This window comes from uncultured Campylobacter sp. (assembly GCF_938017615.1).
GTDB lineage: Bacteria > Campylobacterota > Campylobacteria > Campylobacterales > Campylobacteraceae > Campylobacter_B.
On the sequence record NZ_CALIJA010000194.1, the window covers coordinates 1 to 17,103 of the forward strand.

12 protein-coding genes are annotated in these 17,103 nt (G+C 50.1%); 3 read left to right on the forward strand and 9 right to left on the reverse strand.

Annotated elements, in window-relative coordinates; genetic code table 11:
* Positions 1–367 precede the first annotated feature (367 nt).
* From hemE to Q0620_RS09835, 6 genes are all read right to left on the reverse strand, one after another.
* Complete coding sequence (gene hemE, locus Q0620_RS09810; protein WP_298784870.1) at positions 368–1,414, reverse strand: uroporphyrinogen decarboxylase; 1,047 nt, start codon at positions 1,412–1,414, stop codon at positions 368–370.
* Positions 1,415–1,416: 2 nt separating this feature from the next.
* Complete coding sequence (locus Q0620_RS09815) at positions 1,417–1,908, reverse strand: YqhA family protein (protein WP_298784872.1); 492 nt, start codon at positions 1,906–1,908, stop codon at positions 1,417–1,419.
* 305 nt (positions 1,909–2,213) lie between these two features.
* On the reverse strand, positions 2,214–3,245 hold the full coding sequence (locus Q0620_RS09820; protein WP_298784874.1) for an aspartate-semialdehyde dehydrogenase: 1,032 nt from the start codon (positions 3,243–3,245) through the stop codon (positions 2,214–2,216).
* The gene (gene gyrA / locus Q0620_RS09825; protein WP_298784889.1) at positions 3,238–5,961 is read right to left on the reverse strand and encodes a DNA gyrase subunit A; all 2,724 of its coding nucleotides are present in this window, start codon (positions 5,959–5,961) and stop codon (positions 3,238–3,240) included. Before gyrA ends, Q0620_RS09820 begins: the two co-directional genes overlap by 8 nt.
* A 50-nt stretch (positions 5,962–6,011) precedes the next feature.
* Positions 6,012–6,629 (reverse strand): ComF family protein, encoded by a 618-nt coding sequence (locus Q0620_RS09830; RefSeq protein WP_298784875.1) that lies wholly within the window; start codon positions 6,627–6,629, stop codon positions 6,012–6,014.
* The gene (locus tag Q0620_RS09835) at positions 6,630–7,178 is read right to left on the reverse strand and encodes a YajG family lipoprotein (RefSeq protein ID WP_297941485.1); all 549 of its coding nucleotides are present in this window, start codon (positions 7,176–7,178) and stop codon (positions 6,630–6,632) included.
* A 92-nt stretch (positions 7,179–7,270) separates the two neighbouring features.
* Between Q0620_RS09835 and Q0620_RS09840 the strand changes: the two genes are divergently transcribed.
* Both Q0620_RS09840 and Q0620_RS09845 read left to right on the forward strand, forming a co-directional pair.
* The gene (locus Q0620_RS09840) at positions 7,271–9,553 is read left to right on the forward strand and encodes a DNA polymerase III subunit gamma/tau (RefSeq protein WP_298784877.1); all 2,283 of its coding nucleotides are present in this window, start codon (positions 7,271–7,273) and stop codon (positions 9,551–9,553) included.
* Between the two features lie 710 nt (positions 9,554–10,263).
* Entirely contained in the window at positions 10,264–11,193 is a 930-nt protein-coding gene (locus tag Q0620_RS09845) for a ribose-phosphate pyrophosphokinase (RefSeq protein ID WP_298784880.1), read from the forward strand.
* Between the two features lie 846 nt (positions 11,194–12,039).
* Here Q0620_RS09845 and Q0620_RS09850 read toward each other — a convergent pair.
* On the reverse strand, positions 12,040–12,558 hold the full coding sequence (locus Q0620_RS09850) for a hypothetical protein (RefSeq protein WP_298062025.1): 519 nt from the start codon (positions 12,556–12,558) through the stop codon (positions 12,040–12,042).
* 302 nt (positions 12,559–12,860) lie between these two features.
* Between Q0620_RS09850 and Q0620_RS09855 the strand changes: the two genes are divergently transcribed.
* On the forward strand, positions 12,861–13,604 hold the full coding sequence (locus Q0620_RS09855; RefSeq protein WP_298784882.1) for a hypothetical protein: 744 nt from the start codon (positions 12,861–12,863) through the stop codon (positions 13,602–13,604).
* Positions 13,605–13,910: 306 nt separating this feature from the next.
* On the opposite strand, the gene Q0620_RS09860 is transcribed toward Q0620_RS09855, so the two are convergent.
* Both Q0620_RS09860 and lepA read right to left on the reverse strand, forming a co-directional pair.
* Positions 13,911–14,498, reverse strand: a complete 588-nt coding sequence (locus Q0620_RS09860; protein ID WP_298784884.1) for a DUF6882 domain-containing protein — start codon at positions 14,496–14,498, stop codon at positions 13,911–13,913.
* A gap of 606 nt (positions 14,499–15,104) precedes the next feature.
* Positions 15,105–16,895 carry a translation elongation factor 4 gene (gene lepA, locus Q0620_RS09865; protein ID WP_298784886.1) on the reverse strand — a complete coding sequence of 597 codons (1,791 nt, stop codon included), beginning with the start codon at positions 16,893–16,895 and terminating at the stop codon, positions 15,105–15,107.
* Between the last annotated feature and the right edge of the window lie 208 nt (positions 16,896–17,103).

A 17,103-nucleotide genomic window follows, 5' to 3' on the forward strand; every position in this document is an offset into this window, starting at 1 on the left:
GAGTCATAAAAATTTAATGTGCGGCTAAATTTAAACTCGCGAACTCGCGGTATTTTACGCCGCCGCATACATAGCGCGTAAAATTTTAAGCCTCACTCGATGTAAAAGCGGCATAAAATTTCAAATTTCGGCTAAATTTTAAAATTTAGCGATACCACCGCGCAAAACGGCGCAGAATTTTAAAATTTAAAGCTTTGCGTTCCGCAGCTGTTTTGGCAGCGTGAAAGCGGTGCAAAATTAAAATTTATGGGCAGCGGAAAAAATGCACAGAAGTAAATCAAGTGACTCAAGCGAGCGAAATTTTAAATTACGGTTTTATAAAATTTCACAGCGGCGCGCCGCAAGCAGGCTATCGCAAAATCAGGTTTTAGCGCGCGCTTAGCTCGTGCACCAGATCCACCAGATATTTGGCGTTTTGCACGCTTACGTCGGGCAAAATTCCATGCCCTAGATTAAAGATATGCGCGGCACCCTTCATCGCCGTTAAAATCTCGCGCACGCCCGATTCTATCGCGCCGCGGTCGTATAGCCGCATCGGCTCCAGGTTGCCTTGAAGCGCAAATTTGCCCCCGAGCTGCTCGCGCGCAAGCCCCATAGGAGTGCTCCAATCCACGCCCCATACGTCAAAGCTCGCTTCACCTCGCTGCTCCGCGATACCACTCAGCCGCGACATCTGCGCGCCCGTGCCTTTGGCAAAGACGATGAGCGGGATATGCGGGAATTTCGCCTTTAAAAATTCCGTGATTTCTAGGATGTATCGCCAGCCAAACTCCTCGTATGCGCTCGGCTCCAGCGCGCCCGCCCAGCTATCAAAAATCTGCACCGCATTGACGCCCGAGTCGATTTGGCGCGCCAGATAAAGCTTCGTCGCCTCCGTAACGAGGCGCAAAATTTCATGCAAAAGCTGCGGATTTTCGTAGAGCATCCTTTTGCAAACGGCGTAATTTTTGCTGCTGCCGCCCTCGATCATATAAGTAGCGATCGTCCACGGCGCGCCGCAAAAGCCGATGAGCGCTTTATCCGCGGCAAGGCGAGAGCGAGTAAGCGAGATCGTATCATAAACGTATCCGAGCTCCGCCGCGGCCTTTTGCGGATCAAGGCGCGCCAGATCGCTCTGAGAGCGGATCGGACCTCTAAAGCGCGGCCCTTCGCCCGCTTCGAAGCGCAGATCCATCCCCATCTGCATCGGCACGACCAAGATATCGCTAAAAAGTATCGCCGCATCGACGCCCAAAATCTCCACGGGTTGGATCGTCACCTCGCTAGCAGCGCGATAGTCGCGACACAGGCTCAAAAAATCGCCTGCCCTCTCGCGCACCGCCATGTATTGCGGCAGGTAGCGCCCCGCTTGGCGCATCATCCAAATGGGCGTGTATGGGGTCTCTTTGCCGAAGCATGCGTCGATGAAAACCATTTTTATCCTTTAAATTTACTCAAAATATACAAAGCCAAACAAACCGCAAAGATAGCCCCTGCTAGCAAAATCATATCCAAAGGGGTAGTAAAATCGGTGTGTAAAATTCGCTTAAAGAAATCCACTACGAGCACCATTATGATGACGCTACCGAGTTTGTGCTTCAGCTCATCCAGCGAGGCGATCTTTAAAACTTGTAAATTTAGATCCACAAACTCGTCAATAAACAGCTCATAAATTCCAAATACGAAGATTAGCAGCACGATGGCGACCAGATACAGATCGATCGCCGTTATTATTTCGCTTAAAATGCCAATATAAAGCGCTCGCTCGCTCTGCGGGGCTAGGAAAAATTCCACGATTTTATAAAGCGCCGAGCAGATTTCGTAGCTTGCCATCACAAATATCGTCGCACTAGCCGCAACACAAAAAATAACAGGCAGAAGCGTTAGAGACTTGCTGCAAAGCAAAAATTTTTCAAATATAGCTTTCATTTCTTCCTTAAATTTTAATTCGAGATTAGCCGCTCCGCAAACGAATGTATAAATTTAAAAGCCGCTCTATGCCGAAGCGCCCTTTTAAATTTACGCTCGTTTACAATCGCGTAAATTTATCTCTTTTGATCGCGCCCGTTTGAGTCTTTAAAATTTTGCGCCCGATTAAAGGCGCAAAATTTCAGCTCGCGGCGTTAAATTTTAACTAGGCTGATTTGCAAATTTTATTCGCCAGACCTCGGCGCCGAAACCGCGCGCGCAACCGTATCCGCGCACAAAGTCTCGGCAACTCTGCTAAATTTATCTTACTTGTCTTGCTGCATATCTATCCAGCGAAGCGCGATGCGCACGGCGTTTGTAGCCGCTCCGACGCGGATTTGATCGGCGCTGCACCAAAGATGCAGAATTTTATCGTCGAAATTGTCCCTGCGAAGCCTGCCGACGTAGGTTTCGTTCGTATCGCTCGAAAGCAGCGGCATCGGGTATTGCTTTTTGCTCGGATCGTCTACGAGCACGATACTAGGCGCGTTTCTTAAAATTTCGCGCACGCGGCTAATCTCGAAATCCTTTTTAAATTTAATCGTGATCGCCTCGCTGTGGCTGCGAAGTACCGGCACGCGCACGCAGGTAGCCGAAACGGCGAAGTTTTTATGCAAAATTTTCTGCGTTTCGTTCACCATCTTCATCTCTTCTTTGGTGTAGTCGTTGTCCAAAAACACGTCGATGTGCGGGATGACATTCATCGCGATCTGATGCGGGAAAACCTTCGGCTCGCACTCATCAAGCTTAAAAGCGAAAAACTGCTGTAACTGCTCTACAAGCTCGCTCATACCCTCTTTACCTGCACCGCTCGTCGCCTGGTAGGTGCTTACATCTACGCGCTCGATATCAAACGCGTCATCAAGCGGCTTAAGAATTTGAACCATCTGGATAGTTGAGCAGTTTGGATTAGCGATGATGCCTGTCTCTTCCCATAGCTTTATATCCTGAGGATTACACTCGGGCACTACGAGCGGGACATTTTCTTGCATACGAAAGTGGCTCGTGTTATCTATCACCACTGCGCCGCTTGCCGCAGCAAATGGCACGTAATGCGCCGAAATAGAGCCACCCGCGCTAAAAAATGCGATGTCAATCTCGTTTTCGTCGAAGGTGCTGTCCGTTAGCTCCCTCACGACGTATTCTTTGCCGCGGAATTCCACCTTCTCGCCCGCGCTCTTTGCGCTTGCAAGCGGCAGTATGTCCTTTACGGGGAAGTTCATCTCGTCTAAGACGCGCAAAATCTCCTCGCCTACGGCGCCGGTAGCGCCTACGATGGCGATATTGTAACTACTCATCCTCTCCTCCTTTTAAAATTTCATCGCTAGGGCCGTCGCTCTGCGAATTTTTACTATCCAAATTTGAATTTAATAAATTTTCATCCTGCGCAAGCTCGTCCGCTTCGCCCTCGTCGCCCTCCTCAGCTTTCGGGCAGGTCGCGATGCTCACGACGTCGTCGCCCTCGACATTTACGACGATGACGCCGCTGGTGTTGCGGCCCGCTTTGCGGATGCTTTGCATATCCACGCGGATCATCTTGCCGCTCGTAGTAAGCGCCATAAGATCCATCTCCTCATCGACCATCACGACGCCGATGAGCTCGCCCGTGCGGTTGGTGAGCTTCATGCAGATGACGCCCTTGCCGCCGCGGTTTGTGAGGCGATACTCGCTCGCGGTCGTGCGCTTGCCGATACCCTTTTGGCTCACGCTTAAAATTTCTTGCATGTCGCTTAAAATAAACGCAGCACCGATAACCTCGTCGCCTTTTTCTTTAAATTTAATCCCCTTTACGCCACGAGCGATGCGCCCCATCTGGCGAATTTTATTTAGATTAAATTTAAGGCACATTCCCTTTTTCGTAGCGATGAAGAGCATATTTTCGTTGGCGCTTTGCGGCTCGCCCTCTTGCGCGCCCTCGCCTTGCGAAATTTCATCTGAAATTTCATCCTCACTTCCCTCCAAAATATCCTGCTCAGTCTGCTCTAGAATTTCGCCGCCGTCCAGATCGTCGCCGCTTAGAGTGCCTCCCTTATAGTTTTGCATCTCATCGGCGCTGTTTGGAGCGATGAGAGCGGTTACTAGAGTATCGTCCTCATCTAGGCTGATAGCGCGGATGCCGAGCGAACGGATGTTTTTAAACTCGCTTAAATTCGTGCGTTTTACGATGCCGTTGCGAGTGAAAAATACGAGCGACTTACTCGGATCAAAATCGGTCGTAGGGATAATCGCCATGATCTTTTCGTCCGCGCCGAGCTGGATTAAATTTACTACCGCCTTGCCCTTTGCGGTGCGCGAGCCCTCCGGGATTTTATAGACCTTAAGCCAGTAAAGCTGCCCGCGGTCGGTGATAAACATAAGCGTATCGTGGGTGTTGGACGTAAAAAAGCTCTCGATGAAGTCGTCATCATACGTCGTGACCGCCACGCGCCCCTTGCCGCCGCGCTTTTGCTTCTCGTAGGTCTTGCTAGGCACGCGCTTGATGTAGCCGCGGTGAGTGATCGTAACGACCATATTTTCATTCGCGATTAGATCTTCTATGTCGATATCCTCGTAGTCATCGACGATTTCGGTGATGCGCGGGCATTTAAATTTATCCTTGATCTCTAAAAGCTCATCTTTGATGATCCCCTCGATCAGCTCCTCGCTCTTTAGGATCGCGTCAAGCCGCTTTATCTCGGCTAAAATTTCTTTTAGCTCCTCCTCGATCTTTTCACGCTCAAGTCCCGTTAGGCGGCTTAGCCTCATATCCAAAATCGCGCCCGATTGCGCCTCGCTGAGGCCGAATCTGCTCATTAAATTTTCGCGCGCGACGTTGGTATCGGCGGAGTTTCTAATCACATCAATCACTTCGTCGATATTATCTAGCGCAATCTTCAAGCCCTCTAAGATGTGCGCTCTAGCGCGCGCTTTTTGAAGCTCAAAAATCGTGCGGCGGATGATGACGGTTTTTCTGTGGTTCAAAAACAGTTTCAAAAGCTCTATCAGCGTAAAAATCTTCGGCTCTTTGCCGTCGATTGCGAGCATTATCACGCCGAAGGTCGCCTCCATCGTGGTTTGCTTAAATAGATTATTCAGCACGATCTCGCTCATCGCGTCGCGCTTAAGCTCGATTACTACGCGAATTCCGTCGCGATCGCTCTCGTCGCGCACTTCGGAGATGCCCTCGATCTGCTTTTCTTTTACGAGATCTGCGATCTGCTCGATCAGGCGCGCTTTATTGGTCTGATACGGCAGCTCGTCGATTACGATGACGTCTTTACTAGCCTTTTTTTCGATATGGGTTTTGGCACGAATTTTAACGCGCCCTCTGCCCGTTTTATACGCCTCGATGATCCCTTTTTTGCCGTAGATGATGCCACCGGTCGGAAAATCGGGACCCTTGATCTCGCCCATGATCTCCTCTAGGCTTGCGTTTTTATTCTCAAGCAGTATCAAAAGACCGCCCACAAGCTCATCTAGGCTGTGCGGCGGGATATTCGTCGCCATTCCTACGGCGATTCCGCTTGAGCCGTTAAGCAGTAAATTCGGCACGCGCGCAGGCAGGACGTCGGGCTCGTTCAGGCTCTCGTCGTAGTTCGGCACGAAATCGACCGTCTCTTTATCCAGGTCTTTTAGCAGCTCTTCGGCTAGCGGCGTCATACGCGCTTCGGTATACCTCATCGCCGCCGCGCCGTCGCCGTCGATCGATCCGAAGTTACCCTGCCCGTCCACGGAAGGAATTCTCATCGAAAAGCTCTGCGCCATTCGCACGAGCGCATCATAAACGGCGGTATCGCCGTGCGGATGGTATTTACCGATAACGTCTCCTACGATACGGGCGGATTTTTTGTATGGCTGGCGAGAGCCCACGCCAAGATCGTTCATCGCGTATAAAATTCGCCTATGCACCGGCTTTAGGCCGTCTCTGGCGTCCGGCAGCGCACGACCGATGATAACGCTCATCGAGTAATCAAGATAGCTCGTCTTGATCGATTCTTCGACGTCGATATCGATGATCTCCTGATTTTCAAACATATTTGATTGCATAAATATCCTTTTAAAATTTAACGAGCGATTATAGCGAATTATTCTTTTGCATTAGCTAAAACCAAGCCGCACACGGGCATAAAGCCGCCATCGATCAAGCTCTCGCGCGCTTGCAGCATGCTAAGACCCGAGGTGATGATGTCGTCTACTAGGATCACGGGGAATTTCGGCAGGGTTAAAATTTTAAAATTTCGCTTGTGTTTTAGGCGAAATTCCAAACTCTGCCCCGTGTATTTGACGCGGTTTTGCGCGCGCAGGCAGTGAAATTTTGGCTCCACGAGTTCGCTTTTTAGCGCGCGAGCTAGGATCGCCGTGTGCGAATAGCCGCTGCGAGCGTCATCATCCAGCGGCACGGCGTTAAATTTAAAAATCCCGTCCGTTTTAAACGTTTCGTAATTTTGCGGATTTGCAGAAATTTCGCGCTGCAGATGAAGCGGGAATTTCGCTAAGCTTAAAGAGGCTATGCGCGCAAGCACTGCAGCGCCGTATTCGTGATGTTTAGAAAGTATAAGCTCTCGAATTTCGGAGTAGCCGTAGTAGTAAAATACGCTAAAGCCCTCCACCTGCCGCATACCTAGGCGGCATTCGGCTAAATTTGCGGCGCAGGCGGCGCAGATCGTGCGCAGGCTAAACGCGCCGCAATTTACGCAGCGCATCTAAAGCGTAGAGATGATTTGATCGGCAGATTTTTTGACGATGTCGCCAAGCAAGCTTTGCACGAAAGGATTAAGCGATCTAGCCGTGCGAAGCGCCGTAAATTGGCTCTGATCCTGCGAAACGCGCTTGGTCGTAGTTTTGTTGCCCTGCACGATAGAGATCGCGACCTCGCCTCTTGCGCTCATATTTTCCTTCGAGTAGCCGTTGATCGCCGCCGAGATGCTTCTAATGTTTACGGTTACGATATTCGGGCTTGCCGGATCGATCTTTACGCCGCGAGCCTCAAGCTCCGCGCGTAAAGCTTTGTCGAACCACGCCGAGAGATTGTTTTTTAAAAGTACCTCATCGACCAGCTTGCCGTTATTATCGTTGATGACGGCGATTACCATCTGATTTTCGCGCTGATCGTTGATCGCGTTGATATTTACCGACTTGCCGCTTACGGTCTGATCGGCCTTAGAAAGATACGGATTTAAGCTGATGACGCTGCTGGTTTGCGAGCAAGCGACAAAAAATAGCGCAAATACGCCGATTAAAAATTTTTTCATTTTTATCCTTTTTCTGAAATTCGGGCGCATTGTAGCACTAAATTTAAAATTTATAGATTTTTTTGTATCATTGCGAGATCAAAGGAGAAATTTTGCAAGCACTCGCTTTAAAATACAGACCCAAAAGCTTCGATCAGCTCATCGGTCAAGACGCCGTCGCCAAAAGCCTCGCGCACGCGCTGGATTCGGGCAGGCTGAGCCACGCATATCTTTTCAGCGGACTTCGCGGCAGCGGCAAAACCTCGACGGCTAGGATTTTTGCCAAAGCGCTTTTATGCGACAAAGGCCCCACCGGCAAGCCGTGCGAGCTCTGCGATAACTGCGTAATGGCAAACGAGGGGCGCCACATCGACATCATCGAGATGGACGCCGCCAGCCACCGCAAGATCGACGATATTCGCGAGCTCATCGAGCAGACGAAGTATCATCCCGCAAGCGCGCGCTTTAAAATTTTCATCATCGACGAGGTGCATATGCTCACCAAAGAGGCTTCCAACGCGCTTTTAAAGACGCTTGAGGAGCCGCCTAGCTACGTAAAATTTATCCTTGCGACCACCGATCCGCTCAAGCTTCCCGTCACGGTTCTATCGCGCACGCAGCACTTTCGCTTTAAGCCGATCGCCAAAAGCGCCGTCGTAGCGCATCTAGAGCAAATTTTAAAAACCGAAAACATCGCTTACGAAGAGGGCGCGCTCGAAATTCTAGCGCGCAGCGGCTCGGGCTCGCTACGAGACACGCTCACGCTCCTCGATCAGGCGATTATCTTTAGCCGCGAAGGTATCACCGAGCGTGCGATCGCCGATATGCTAGGCCTGCTCGATCCCGCCAAAATTGGCGAAATTTTAGACGTAGTGCTGCGCCAAGACCGTGCGGGCGCGATCGAGATCATCAAAGAGGTCGAAAACTACAACGCCGAGACGATAATCGACGAGATGATCGCAAATTTAAAGGATAAATTCCTGCGCCGCGACGCGAAATTTAGCCTGCTGATGTATGAGCGGTTTTTCCGCATTTTAGCGGGCGCTAAGAGCATGCTCGCCATCAGCCCCGACAACACCTACGCGATTTCTATGATGATTTTTATGATGATGGAGGCGGTCAATCTGCGCGAGATCGACGAGCTGATCGAGGTCGGCAGATCGCTGGATCAAGGCGAGGGCTATGCTTCCGCTTCGGCGCCTAATTTAAACGCGCAAAGCTCTGCGCTGAATTTTAGATCGAATTCCAATCAAAGCGCGTCATTTGCGCCAAATAGTGAGCCAGGCGGCGCGGCTTTTGCACCGAGCGACCAGGGTAGCGCGACAAACGGAGTGCCGAGCTTTACTGCGAGCGCAAAACGTCCCGCAAGCTCGACACAAAACTCCGGTGCGGCAAAACAGAGCCCTGACGCGGGCGGCGAGATCAAACCTGGCACGGTGGCGCAGACGCAAAATTCTAACTCTTCCATCAAAACGGGCGCTCAAAATGAAATTTACGAGAATTTTTTAGCCAAAATTTACGACCGCGATTACGATCTGGGCGAGAAATTTAGCAAGTGCGTGGAATTTTTAAAGTTCGAGTGCGGCACGCTGTATCTGCTCTCGCGCGCGCAGGGGCAGGACAGAGAGTACCTGCGCAAGGGCTCACGAGCGATAAATAGCGTGCTAAAATCGCTTTTCGGCGAGAGCACAAAAATAAAAATCGAGCAAAGCGCGCCACAAAACGGCGATGATCCCGCCCAAAGCAAGCGCGATCGGAATTCCGCAGGTGGTACAACCGCTACACAAAGCAAGAATTCTACGCAAGGCGCGACTTCCGAATCCAGCGCCAATACTGCGCGCCCGAGAAATTCGACCTCACAAAGCCCTGTAAATTCCGCGTCGCAAAATTTTACTGAAAGCCCCACCTCTAGCAGCATGCAAGAAAATCCCGAATCTACGCAAACGGGCGAGCAAGATCATAGGAATTTAACCGGCGCGCAAGAGAGCGAGCAGAGCTGTGCACCGCAAATAAATTCCGCCGCAAATAAGGCGCAAGCCGCAAAATTGCAAACGGATGCGGCAAGAAATTCCAAGCAGCAAAATTTGAAAAATTCTACGATGCAAAATTCTGCACAGCGAAATTCCGCGACGAATTCCAATTCGCAAAATTCCGCTTCAAATTCCAAGCTGCAAAATTCTGAAATTTCTTCAGGAGATGACGGCGGGGAGAAAGACGATCTGTTAAGATCCACCGATCCGCAAAACTACGCCGCAAAGCCCCGCGATACGAGCAAGAGCGTGCGCGCCGCCAAGGCAGGCCTCGCCGAGCTCGCAAACGGCGCGCAGGACGGCAAGGAAATTTTGATCTCCGAGATGAATAGACTCTTTGGCGAGCCCACCAAAATCACAGAATAACGCTTTATGCGGATTAAATTTGCCTCCGTGCGATTTTAAAATTTAAACGTGCAAAAGCGTATCTAAATTTAAGCGGTGAATGGAGCTCGCACGATAAATTTTAAATTTCGCGGCGCACAATCAAGCTCCAAAGAGCGAACTTTTAAATTTGATCGTCAAAGCGAGCTTTAAATTTTCGCCAAAGCAAAGCGCATTTTAAATTTAACCGCCTAAGAAATCTAAGATTTATATGCCGCGACAGTCTAAATTTAGCGCTGCAAGTATCCACGCAGTCTGTCCCGTGCGAGCTCAAAATCCAAATTTAAACGCACTCTCCGCAGTTCAAAGATAAAATTTTGTGCGTCTGTATCGCAAAGATAAAATCCCGCGCTACCCGGCGCCCTGCCCTCCGCGATACGATTTTAGCCGTGCCCCTTTTTTCAAACTTTCATCAAACTTTGCTATACGATTTTGCCGGCAATCTGCGCGGCTGCTCGTGCAAAAACGCAGGCTACGATCGCTCGCGGGTGCCGTAAGTCAAAGCCGAATTTCGCCAGGGTAAAACCGCGGCGAGTCGAGTCGCCCTGAAATTTTAAAAAATTTATCTCGCAAACGGGCTGCTGTCCGCGATGCTCGCTTATGAATTTTACGCGGGCGCGGCGGGCGAATTAGCTAAAATTTAGCGCTTTTGGTGTAGAATTCGAGCAAATTTCAATCCAAAGGTCATTAAAATGCGCGGATATAAAATTTTCTCCGGCACCGCAAATCCCGAATTTGCCAAAAAAATCTCCAAATATCTCTCGCTGCCGCTTAGCGAGTGCGCGATCAAAACCTTCAGCGACGGCGAAATCAGCGTCCAGATCGGCGAGAGCGTGCGCGGCAAGGACGTCTTCGTCATCCAACCGACCTGCGCGCCCGCAAACTCCAATCTGATGGAGCTTCTGATCCTAACCGACGCGCTGAAGCGCTCCAGCGCGAACTCGATCACGGCGGTCGTGCCCTACTTCGGCTACGCTCGCCAAGACCGCAAGGCAGCTCCGCGCGTGCCGATTAGCGCGAAGCTCGTGGCAAATATGATGCAGACGGCGGGGATCGACCGCGTCGTCACGATGGATCTGCACGCGGGGCAGATACAGGGCTTTTTCGACGTGCCCGTCGATAACCTCTACGGCTCGCTGATATTTTTGGATTATCTGAAAGAGAAAAATTTAAAAAATCCGATCATCGCCAGCCCCGACGTGGGCGGCGTCGCGCGCGCCAGAAGCTTCGCTAAAAAGCTCTCGCTCGATCTGGTGATCGTCGATAAGCGCCGCGAGGAGGCGAACAAAAGCGAGGTGATGAATATCATCGGCGACGTCGCGGGCAAGGACGTGATCCTAATCGACGATATGATCGATACCGCGGGCACTATCGTCAAGGCCGCGGGCGCGTTTAAGGAACGGGGCGCGAAGAGCGTCAGCGCGTTTTGCACGCACGCCGTGCTAAGCGGCCCGGCATACGAGCGCATCGAAAGCGGCGCACTGGACGGCCTAGTCGTGACCGACACGATCCCGCTAAAGCAGGAAAGCGACCGCATCAAGGTAATCAGCGTCGCTCCACTCTTCGGCGAGGTCATCAGGCGCGTATATCACGACGAGAGCGTAAACAGCTTATTCAAATAAAATTTTAAAATTTAAAGCGTCGTGCGGTTTGTTTTAAACAGCCGCAGGAATGCGAACAATAGGCATCTTATAATAAAAGATCGCGGCTCAGCCGCAAATAAAGCACTTATGCCTGCGAGCTCTAAATTTACAGCGTTTTAGCTCGCTGTGATTTGACTATTGTCGATTTAACTGCGACGCGAAATTTAGCTTCTACGCGGCAAATTTAACCTCTGCGCGGTATTTACTCCGCGTGGCGGAAAAATTTAACTGTAACCACAGAGCAAATTTACCGCACTAACCGCTGCAAGTCGCATTTTAATCCGCCGTATTAACTCTGCTAGACTGCGTTTTAAATTTGTCGTAAAATTTTCTGCATATTTGATGAGATCGCGCAGCGCCGCTACGCTTTAAATTTATAATAATTTGCCGCGCATTCGCGTCTGTATATGCAGCTGCGCTTCTGCAAAACTCTCATCCTCTAAATCGTGCAAAACTACGTTTTAAATTTCGCCGCAAAATCCGCAGCCCGCACTGGCAAGCATGCGCCCGCCGATCGCATTTAAATTTAGTGCCGAAATTCTTTATATTTTAGAGCATTGTGAGGACTTAAATGCCGTTTTCCCAAGCGTTCGCCGCTTCATTGGCGAGGAGCTATCGATATGTCGGTAGCCCTCAAGCAATCCGCTTCTTTAAATTTTACCGCTCAAGCTCGCAGCGATTTTTTAAAATTCCGCTATTTAGAAGTCCGCAAGACGTCGAAAACTATTTATGATGGTTTAGATCATGCGAACCGCCACATACGCCAGCCAGTCGTGTTTTAAAATTTTACTGCAGTTTAGTTTGCGATGTAAAGCCCTTGAGCCACTAAAAGCTCTTTATGATCTCCATTAAATGCTTGACAAGAGCCGTAATTGCGGCATTTTCATAGCTATCATCCGTATTTTGCAACGCTATGGTTTTCATATTGCCGAAAAATCCCGGATCGTAATGCTCGATGTCATTTTGCACGTAACTTCTTAAAATTTGACCGTTTCTTACTAGTTTAACCTCATAAATAAACTCTATGCCACCGATTCTATCGCTAGGAAACGGAGTAGCTTCGCCCGTAAAGCCCCTGTGGTGCTTTATTGTAATTTTAAGCTCGTCGGTAGAGTTTTGATCCAGTAGGTTCGCCTCCTTTAACGCCGCTAAAAGCTGCTCGTTATACTTTTTCTCGACCGCTTCCGGCGATTGATAGACAAATTTTTTCGGATTATGGTTTTGGAAGTGTTGGTAGGTAATCCCCTTGAATTTATACGCGCTTGCGATCGGCACTTTCGGTTGAGACTGCCCGCAACCAACAAAGAATAGCGCCGCAAGAAGCAAAGCAAAAAATTTTTTCATTTTCTATCCTTTAAAATTTCATGAAATTATACAAAAATGGGGTTTAGCCCGGGCTAAATTTACGATCTTTCGGTGCCACTATGCGTTTAAATTTTGATAAATTTAAGCGAAAGCGTAAATTTTAAGCGTAGCTGGGCGGCTAAATTTCAAATCCTTTAAATTTGCAACCCATTTAAATTTCAAAGCCTCTTCAAATTTAAAATTTAATCCGAATTTGATCTGAAATTTTATAAAATTACGCCGTTTTAAACGGGCTTTGAAAGCGCAAAAGAGTTTCGCAAGCCCGAAAGAAAGGAGGCTATATGCCTACTTTTAGCACCAAAGACTACAAAGCCGCCCTTCGCAACCGCAGCGCACGAACCACGAGCGCAGGCGGATTTAGCGTCAAAAACGACAACTCCTTCATCGTGATCTTCGTCATTGCGATGATGGTCTTTATATTTTTTTACGGCGTGTCGGCCGGGCTTGATTTAGATGAATTTTTTTTAGGAAACGGACGCGGTCGCGGCGGAGGCGGGATTTTAGGACTTTTGATCGCAGGCGTAGCTTGGTATCAAGGGCGCGATGGCGGCGGGCTGTTTAAATTTAGCGACCATGCGATCACCTTCGTTTCAAACGAGCGCAAGAGCGAAATTCTGCTCTTTAATATCGACTACGTTAGGCTCACGCCAGGCTTTTTGCGCACCTGCACCGGCTACACGGCGCTTAGCCACTCCCGCTACGTAAAATACGAGCAGTTCTTCACATTTGGAATCGGATCGATCATCGCGCTGTGGCTAGTCGGTATCGCCATGAGCGAGCGTGTGGGGATGGCGTTCGTGATAATGGTCGTGGGCGTCGTGATCTTTATCTTCGCCAAGGCGCTTTCGTCGTGGCGGCTAAACGGCGACTTTCACGACATCTTGCTGCGCGACACCGTGCTGATCCGCGGCAAGGATCTGAACGACCGCGTGCTGTGGTTTGCGATCACGCCCGGCCGCAACGACCGCCGCAGGCTGCGCGCTTACTTCAAAGAGCATCTTGACTTCGACATCGACGGCGGCTGATTTTGGTTTAAAATTTAAAGGCTTGAGCGCGGATAGAGTAGCAGAATTTTACGACGCAAAATTTTAAGGCAAATTCCACGCGACGGAGTTTCGCAGTCTAAATTTTACAGAGCGAAATTCCGAGGCGCAAAATTCTACGATATAAAATTTACGAAGCAGAATTTCACGGCGTAAATTTCAAAGCCGCAGATGCTTGCCGCAATATTTGCAGCCCTATACGGCGAACTCCACCTCGCTTAACCGCCCCAAATTATCAAACGAAAAGAGCGTATCATTTTTAAAATTCGCTACGATCTTGCCCGCTGCTTAGCTAAATTTCGTGCCATTTCTAAGCAAAAGCGCCCCCGATAAAATGGCGTGATTTAGCTGAAACGCGCCTGTGTAATCGCGCGCCAAAGAGATGAGCTCGCTTGCGTCCTTACCGGGCCTGATCGTACCATCTGGCGCCACGCACTCGCCTGCCACAAACGCCACAAACACCGCTCCGCCGGCGTGCGGGCAGCGGTAGTAATATAACGGCTCCTGCGATAGCCCGCACGCGATCGCGCTTAGAGTATGCCCGTTTATCTCCTCGCTTAGTGCAAGCTTAGGCGTGCTAAGCTCCGTTAGCCCGTGCCGCAAGCCGAAGTCGCGCACATCTCGCGCAAGGGCAAGTGGCCGCTCATCAAGGCGGTTTACGTTCTCATACCCCCACAGCCACGTGCGGCTGCTGCTCGCTTCGCTACCGATATACCAGATGGCGCGCGGCGCATCATCGCCGGAGAGGGTCTTACCGCGCTCAAAATCCACAGACCGGCGCCTGCCCTTTGTGATCAGCTTCGAGCCCATCTCTTGCACCCTTGCGCCGCAGCCTAAACATGCCGAAAATAGATCAGTAAAGCTGCTCCTATCCACGCCTAAGCGGTCTAAAATTCCATTTTTCTCCTTTTTTTACGCCGATAAATTTAGCGCTTTTGCTGGATTTATCGGCACGCCCTATTATGCGCCGCGCACGCCGTTTTGCTATAAAACACTCGCACTATGGAAATTTCATGCGGCAAGACGGGCAAAATTTAATCAAATTTTATAAAGTCGCAGCGGATAAAATTTCATAGCGGACACCATCGGGATAAAAATTTTGTAGCCGAGCTGCGGACGCGACCGCAACGATCAACGGGCGGCAAAAATTTAAACCGCTCGCGGGATGTTGAATTTGAAAGGCAAAATTTTAGCCTAACGGCGAGCGGCAGAATTCTACAACCGAGCAGTGAACGCTAGAGCTTAAAACGGCGCAAAACGGGCGCGCAACAGCGAATGTATCAGCTCAGGCGGCAAGCGATAGTTAAAGCCGTGCAGTCATAAAATTTAGATCGTCTCTTGAGATAGTAAAATTTAAAGACGAAATTTCATACCGAACGATGAGCCGCTAAATTTGAACCGCCCGAGCGATCGTCAAAATTTAAAAGCGAATTTTACGACAGCGCGGCAAAAGATGAAATTTAGATCACCCGCGCGATAAATTTAGTCGATCTTTAGCACGCTCAAAAACGCCTCGCTCGGCAGATTTACCTTACCGATCGCCTTCATGCGCTTCTTACCCTCTTTTTGCTTCTCGAGCAGCTTGCGCTTGCGCGTGATATCGCCGCCGTAGCACTTGGCAGTCACGTTTTTGCCCATGGCGCGGACGTTTTCGCGAGCGATGATCTTATTGCCGATGCTTGCTTGGATCGCGACCTCAAAAAGCTGCCGCGGCACGATCTCCTTCATCGCTTTGACGAGGTCGCGCCCCTTGGATTCGGCCTTTGAGGCGGGCACGATGATCGAGAGCGCATCGACCGCTTCGCCGGCGACGCGGATGTCGAGCTTGACTAGATCGCCGCGCCTATAATCGATCGGCTCGTAATCAAAGCTCGCATAGCCCTTGGTGCAGGACTTGAGCTTGTCGTAAAAGTCCATTATGATCTCGTTTGTCGGCACGTCGTATTCGAGCAGGACGCGCTCCGGCGTGATGTAGTCCATCTTGGTTTGGATGCCGCGGCGTAAATTTAAAAGGCTAATGAGATTGCCCAAAAACTCGCTCGGGGTGATGATAGTTGCTCTGACGTAGGGCTCCTCGATGCGCTCGATGAAATTTGGCGCGGGAAGCTCGCTGGGGCTGTGTATCCGCACGCACGAGCCGTCCGTGAGATACACGGCGTATGTGACGGTCGGCGCCGTGGCGATGAGATCGAGATCAAACTCGCGCTCGAGCCGCTCCTTCACGACCTCCATATGCAGTAGCCCCAAAAACCCGACGCGAAAGCCAAATCCTAGCGCAAGCGACGTTTCAGGCTCGTAGCTAAGCGAGCTGTCGTTTAGGCTGAGCTTATCCAAAGCGTCGCGCAGATCTTCAAATTTATCGGTCTGCACGGGATATATGCCCGCAAACACGAAAGGCTTAGCCTTCTCAAATCCGCCCACCGGCGCGGCGGCGCGTTTTTTAAAAAGCGTGATCGTATCACCCACCTGCACGTCGGCGACGTTTTTTAGCCCCATTACTACGATGCCCACTTCGCCGCTGCTAAGCTCGCGGGTTTTGGCGGGCGCGAGCGGGTTGGGATACATCAGATCGAGCACTTCGTGGCGGTTCTCGCTACCCATAATATAGACCTCGTCGCCCTTTTTTAGCACGCCGTCGTAGAGCCTCACAAGCGCGAGCGCGCCTAGGTAGTTATCAAACCAGCTGTCGTAGATGAGCGCCTTAAGCGGCGCGGCATCGTCCGTTTTGGGCGCGGGGATGCGAGTGATTATCGCCTCTAAAAGCTCCTTGATACCCACGCCCGTTTTGGCGCTGACCTCGATCGCGCTGCTGCAATCAAGCCCAATGACGTGCTCGATCTCATCTTTTACGCGCTGCGGATCGGCGGCGGGCAGATCGATTTTGTTGAGCACGGGGATGATTTCAAGGTTGTGCTGTAGCGCGATATAGACGTTTGCGATGGTTTGCGCCTCCACGCCCTGGCTAGCATCCACGACTAGCAGCGCGCCCTCGCAACTAGCTAGGCTACGGCTTACCTCGTAGCTAAAATCAACGTGTCCTGGGGTGTCTATCAAATTTAGAACAAAATTTTGCCCATTTAGTGCGTAGTTTAGGCGGACAGACTGGGCTTTGATCGTGATGCCACGCTCTTTTTCGATGTCCATCGTGTCCATGATTTGCGAGCTCATCTCACGGTCGCTTACGGCGCCACACTCCTGAATGAGACGATCTGCAAGCGTGCTTTTGCCGTGGTCTATATGAGCGATGATGCTAAAATTTCTAATGTTTTTCATGAAATCCCTAGTTAAATTTTAGGCGATTTTATAAAAAAAATCGTTAAAGTTGAGTAAAAATGAGTTTGCTAGGCTAGCAAGGCCTAAATTTAAAGCTCAAATTTAGCTCTTAAACTTTTACACAAAGCGCAGAGCACAACGCAAAGTGAATATAAAAAATAAAGATAAGCAAGAAGCGGCAAAAAAACAAGAAAACCTGAAGCATAAA

Coding starts and splice junctions, on each gene's coding strand:
- hemE (WP_298784870.1), bottom strand. CDS start 1,414: ATGGTTTTCATCGACGCATGCTTCGGCAAAGAGACCCCATACACGCCC.
- Q0620_RS09815 (WP_298784872.1), bottom strand. CDS start 1,908: ATGAAAGCTATATTTGAAAAATTTTTGCTTTGCAGCAAGTCTCTAACG.
- Q0620_RS09820 (WP_298784874.1), bottom strand. CDS start 3,245: ATGAGTAGTTACAATATCGCCATCGTAGGCGCTACCGGCGCCGTAGGC.
- gyrA (WP_298784889.1), bottom strand. CDS start 5,961: ATGTTTGAAAATCAGGAGATCATCGATATCGACGTCGAAGAATCGATC.
- Q0620_RS09830 (WP_298784875.1), bottom strand. CDS start 6,629: ATGCGCTGCGTAAATTGCGGCGCGTTTAGCCTGCGCACGATCTGCGCC.
- Q0620_RS09835 (WP_297941485.1), bottom strand. CDS start 7,178: ATGAAAAAATTTTTAATCGGCGTATTTGCGCTATTTTTTGTCGCTTGC.
- Q0620_RS09845 (WP_298784880.1), top strand. CDS start 10,264: ATGCGCGGATATAAAATTTTCTCCGGCACCGCAAATCCCGAATTTGCC.
- Q0620_RS09850 (WP_298062025.1), bottom strand. CDS start 12,558: ATGAAAAAATTTTTTGCTTTGCTTCTTGCGGCGCTATTCTTTGTTGGT.
- Q0620_RS09855 (WP_298784882.1), top strand. CDS start 12,861: ATGCCTACTTTTAGCACCAAAGACTACAAAGCCGCCCTTCGCAACCGC.
- lepA (WP_298784886.1), bottom strand. CDS start 16,895: ATGAAAAACATTAGAAATTTTAGCATCATCGCTCATATAGACCACGGC.